The 5,527-nt window shown below is 39.1% G+C and carries 2 protein-coding genes and 2 pseudogenes; 1 reads left to right on the top strand and 3 read right to left on the bottom strand.

The features are described from left to right. Positions 1–347 (top strand): annotated as a pseudogene (locus tag AC06OU_RS00690) (amino acid permease); the annotation flags it as partial. 47 nt (positions 348–394) lie between these two features. Here the strand turns inward: AC06OU_RS00690 and AC06OU_RS00685 are convergent. From AC06OU_RS00685 to AC06OU_RS00675, 3 genes and pseudogenes are all read right to left on the bottom strand, one after another. After that, positions 395–2,371, bottom strand: coding sequence for a S9 family peptidase (locus AC06OU_RS00685; protein WP_475853427.1), 1,977 nt, complete (start codon positions 2,369–2,371; stop codon positions 395–397). A 475-nt stretch (positions 2,372–2,846) separates the two neighbouring features. Then, the gene (locus tag AC06OU_RS00680) at positions 2,847–4,400 is read right to left on the bottom strand and encodes a fatty acid--CoA ligase family protein (RefSeq protein WP_475853426.1); all 1,554 of its coding nucleotides are present in this window, start codon (positions 4,398–4,400) and stop codon (positions 2,847–2,849) included. A gap of 167 nt (positions 4,401–4,567) precedes the next feature. Continuing rightward, positions 4,568–5,527 (bottom strand): annotated as a pseudogene (locus AC06OU_RS00675) (ABC transporter permease); the annotation flags it as partial.

The raw sequence follows: 5,527 nt of genomic DNA, 5'->3' as shown, positions 1-5,527 counted from the left end.
TATTATTGTTTGGAGTTTTACTAAATTACTTAGTACCGGAAAAGGTATTTATTTGGGTAACAAGTATCTCTACCTTCGGAGCAGTTTGGACATGGGGAATTATTCTAATGTCTCAATTAAAATTCCGAAAATCCTTAACTAAGGGAGAAGTTTCAAGACTTTCCTATAAGGCATTATTCTATCCCTACGGTTCGTATCTCGTGCTTGCCTTTTTAGTATTAGTACTTGGTCTTATGGCTTATTTCCCTGATACTAGAGTTGCACTGATTGTCGGTCCAATCTGGATCCTTGGCTTAGTGTTTAGTTACTACAAGAATGGTTTTCATAAAAAGAAAAATCAGGTTTAAATAAACGCCCTTCATTCCAAAAAGGAAATGAAGGGCGTTTTTTATCATTAGATATACTTCTCAAACCATTCAGTAATTTGTTCGAGCCTTGTTTGGCGTAAATTTGGTAAGCCAACACGTGATAAATTGTGATCTGCTTGTGGAAAACGAACAAAGCCTGTTTCTTTCCCAAGCGCTTTTAACGTAATGTATAGCTGTTGGCCTTGCTCAATTGGACAGCGATAGTCATTTTCACTGTGCAAAATAAGCAAAGGAGTTTCCACATTAGCAGCATACTTTAGAGGAGATGCGTCCCATAGCTTGTTTATATCAGTCATATCCCCTCCGATTTGCCATGGAGTGAAATAGTAACCTATATCGGACACACCATAAAAGCTGACCCAGTTCGAAATAGAGCGTTGGGTTACTGCAGCCTTAAAGCGATTTGTGTGCCCAACAATCCAGTTTGTCATAAAACCACCGTAGCTACCCCCTGTTACTCCTAGACGATCATTATCAATCCAATCATTTTCCGACAACACATAGTCAACGCCTGCCATAATATCTTCATAATCTCCACCGCCATAGTCGCCTCTTACCGCATCTACAAATTCTTGGCTATAGGAATGACTACCTCTTGGGTTTACATATAACACGCCGTAGCCCTTAGCGGCTAATAGCTGAAGCTCATGAAAGAAGGTGTTTGCATACATGGTATGTGGACCCCCATGAATTTCTACAATAAGCGGATATTTCTTTCCAGCCTCGAAACCAGATGGCTTGATCAGCCATCCATGAACATCCCAGTCCTTAGCTCCCTTGTAAACAATTGGCTCTGGTTCGACAAGTTCTATTTCCTCCAGAAGTTGTTCATTGAATGAAGTAAGTGCTTTTCTCTCACCAGTCGTCAAATTAAGCTTAAATAATTCCCCGGGAAATACTGAATTACTTATTGCTGCAAGTGCAAATGTGCCATCTTTCGCAATATCATAGCCGTAAATATGTTCATTTTCAGGGGTTGCTGGATATATTTCTCCCTCTAAGGAAGCTACATATAGGCGGACGTCCCCCATAGTAGAGAGCTGAAAATATACATAGTTGTCTTTTGTCCAGGCTACACTTGGTGCACTAGCACCTTGCTGTAAATCACCTCCGGAATAATCTCCAACTGGAGCATCAATTCCTTCTGTTAACGCCTCTCTTACACCTGTTTGAACGTTATAAATATATACTTCATCGTGTGTTGCATTTTCATAAGTTCTATTTGATCCTGCAAAAGCAACATAGTCATTATCATGTGAAAAAGCAGCGCCTCCGAAATATCCCTCTTCATCTACTAATACGCTTTCTTCCTTCGATTCCACATCTACTAAATACAAAGGCTGCTTAAATGAAAAGTCTTGGTTTTCTTCTCTATTTACTCCCATTACTATTTTTTTGCCATCATGTGAAACTGCCTGAAGGCTATATTGGTGTTTACCTTCTGTAAACTGTACAATCTCCTCTGTGTCCAGGCTAATTATCCCTATTTGTCTATAGATGTCTTGCGGTAATAATCCTACACCGTCAGAATGATATCTCATCTTATCGACAACGTATGCCTCGGGCTGCTTGTTTTCTTCTTTTTCAGGCTCGTCTGTCCAGCTTTTCCCCTCTTTTAAAGGCGCGACAAACCAGATTTTTTTATTGCAAGGAGACCAGTGGAAGCTTGAGATTCCTTTTTCAAAAGTGGTTAGCTTCTTTGCTTCGCCACCCTTAGACGATAAAAGGAAGAGTTGGTTTTTGTCATCTCGAGTAGACATGAAAGCTATGTATTTTCCATCATTGGACCAACGAGGTGATGATATACGCTCTTTTTGATGAGTCCACTGGGTTACCTCTTCATTCTCTAAATCTACGTGATATAAATATGAATAATATTTATTGTCTTTTTCATGCATTTCCGTACGAATAAATACAGCATCCTTGTTAGACGGTGAAATTACTGGATTTGTTATGGATTGTAACTTGAATAGATCCTTTGCTTCTAACCTTCTTTTAGTCATTATTTTTCCTCGCTTTCTTGTTGTCTTTCCTTATTTCGACACTCTATATCATTTTCCTTTATTTCCCGAAAAAAAAGAATGACAAATGAGTAGCTTATATTTCCATTTAATTTTGCTAAAGATAATCTGTTTTAAAGGAGTGATCAATACGTTGTCTGCCAACATAATCAATCTCACTCCGTAGCTCTCTCTTCCTAGCTAAATTTACGACAATGACTCCATAATTTACTACAATCACTCAATACTTACGACAATCAACCCATAGATTACTACAATCCCTCAATCGCTCTCTCATCCTAGCTAAATTTACGACAATGACTCCATAATTTACTACAATCACTCAATACTTTACGACAATCAACCCAACGATTACTACAATCCCTTAGCCGCTCTCTAATCCTAGCCTAATGGAGGCGTATCACATCATATTTCCTATAAAAAAACTGTCCCCAATTAAGAGGACAGTCTAGTTTAGTTATTTTGCTTTGGATGTTGGCTTCAATGTACGACGCAGTATTTTACCAGTCGTATTTTTTGGAAGCTCCTCTAAAAATTCTATACTTTTTGGAATTTTATATTTTGCTAGTTTTTCAGCGCAATAATCATGAAGCTGCTCTTCCGTTAAGGATTCATCCTTTTTCACAACGAAGGCAAGTACTTCTTCTCCAAAGTTAGGGTCTGGAACACCGATTACGGCTGCTTCCACGATACCAGGGTGCGCAAATAATACTTCCTCTACCTCGCGCGGGTAAACATTGTAGCCCCCGACGATGATCATATCCTTTTTACGGTCAACGATATAGAAATAGCCTTCCTCGTCTTGACGAGCTAGGTCACCTGTATAAAGCCAGCCACCACGAATTGCATTTTCTGTTTCTTCAGGCATCTTGTAATAGCCCTTCATGACGTTTGGTCCACGAACAATCAGTTCGCCAACTTCTCCTACTGGTACCTCTTCCCCTAGCTCATTCACTACTTTGTTTTCTACGTTAACTATAGAAGTTCCAATGGATCCTGCCTTGCGGTCACGATCTATTGGGTTAAAGCAAGTTACTGGAGAAGCCTCTGATAAACCATAGCCCTCCGAAATACGCACTTTAAATTTGTCTTCAAAGTTGTGCAATAAAGCAACCGGTAAGGAGGATCCTCCAGAAATCGCTAAACGAATCGTAGAGAAATCTTCTACCTTTCCTTCTGGGAATTGGTATAGGAAGTTGAACATCGTTGGTACACCAGCAAAGACAGTTGCCTCTTGCTCTTTAATAACATGGAACACTTCCTGTGGACTGAATCTAGGAACTAATAGAATAGTAGCCCCCATTAATAATGGTGCATTTACTACAACCGTTAATGCAAATACATGGAATACTGGAAGTGTCGCTATTACTCGGTCGTCTGTGCTGAAGTTTAAATACTCGGCAACGTCACGAGCGTTCGAGTAAATATTATTAAATGTCAGCATAGCTCCCTTAGGGTGTCCAGTAGTGCCAGATGTGTATAGAATGACAGCTGTGTCATCTGAATGAACTTCCACATGAGGTACTGCTTCCACTGCTGTAGAAATCAAATATGTAAACGATTTCACCTTAGACTTTAAGGTAGCTGGAAGAGCTGCAAGCTTGTCCGCTGTTGATGGATCTGTCTCACAGATAATATAGTTTTCTACTGTTGAAAAAACACCAGCTGCCTTTTCTACTAGTGGTATAAACGCATCTAAGGCAATAATTGCTTTAGCGTCACTGTTTTTCACGATGTAGCTAATTTCATCTGGTGTATATATTGGATTAATCGGTACTGCTGTTGCACCTAAACGCATGGTTGCATAAAGAGAAATTAAGAAGTGTGGAGAATTTCCAAGTAGAAATCCTACATTATCCCCTTTTTCTACCCCTAATGAATGTAAAGCAGCCGCAAAGCGCTCTACCGACTGATTGAATTCTGCGTAAGTAGTGTCTTTTCCCATAAAATGATAAGCAATTTTGTCTGGATTTTTTAAGGCCCTTTGTTGAACGTGTGTCACTAAACTCATTTTTTTACAGCTCCCATCTTTCTTGAATGAACAGTCATTCATAATCCCCAACTTAATTATATAAGAAAAGTTTTGACAATTCAATATAAAATGAAGGTTTGCACCATTTACTTCCAAAGCAAAATGGGAGCAGAGTAATAACCCTGCCCCATTCTTTCATGTATATTTTATTCTTGAATATGGGCAATATATCTCCATCTTATTAAATAGAAATAGGACAACTGGATGATAGTAAACACTATTAATACAAATAACATTTCTTTGGCGATGGAAACTGCAGCTAGATCCACCCAAAACGCCTGTAAAAATAAGAAGGAGAAGGTGCTATGAATCATTGCTAGCCCCCAAGGTAAAAAGAATTGCGGAATTAGCTGCCTATTAACGATTTTAACTAGCTCCCGATCTGTTACTCCCATTCTTCTCAGTACATCATATTGCTTCTTGTCTCTCTCCAAATCTGTGTATAGCTTGAAGTAAACAAAGCTACCTGCAGCTAGGATTAATACTGCAGCAACTAATAGCCCCGTGAATAGAAGTAATGAGAAGGTTGCGCGAATTATGGAATAGTTCAACCCTGGGTTTACGTAATAAAAAGGATTGGAATTTATACCAGTAGTGCTTACAGTTTCACTCATTAATTCATCTAAACTAGTACCAATTTCTTTCGTACGGAGCCATTCAGAAATATGGAAGGCATAAAAGGTCATTCTCGATTGCTGATCCTCATACCCCGCCAACGGTTCTGTTATTAATGAAAAGTCCTCATCACTAATAATGATTGTGCGATCTTTGATTGCTAAGGAAGGAAAAATTAACTTATTGTAAATATCCTGAATACGAAGAGGAATATTACTTTCCTCTAACACTGTCTGTTCATTTTCCACTCGGATACTTCCAAAGTCCTCTTCTGTATTGGGCACTAACAATGCCTGTCCCGGTAGCAAATCAACAAAAGGAATTTTGAGTGCAAGTGCAAGGCTATTTACTTCTGATTCTCTAATGACGTTGACCGTCTCTCCTGTACTAGAGGACGTCTGCTTCTTCAGGTTAAATTTAACTAAATCATAAGAAAGCCCTTCATTCTGCAACTCCTTGGTTAGCTTCGTCACATGCTCTTGTTCATAGGG

The organism is Psychrobacillus sp., from assembly GCF_056205495.1.
Note: the sequence above shows the minus strand (reverse complement) of the source record. Positions and strands in the feature narration are given on the sequence as shown.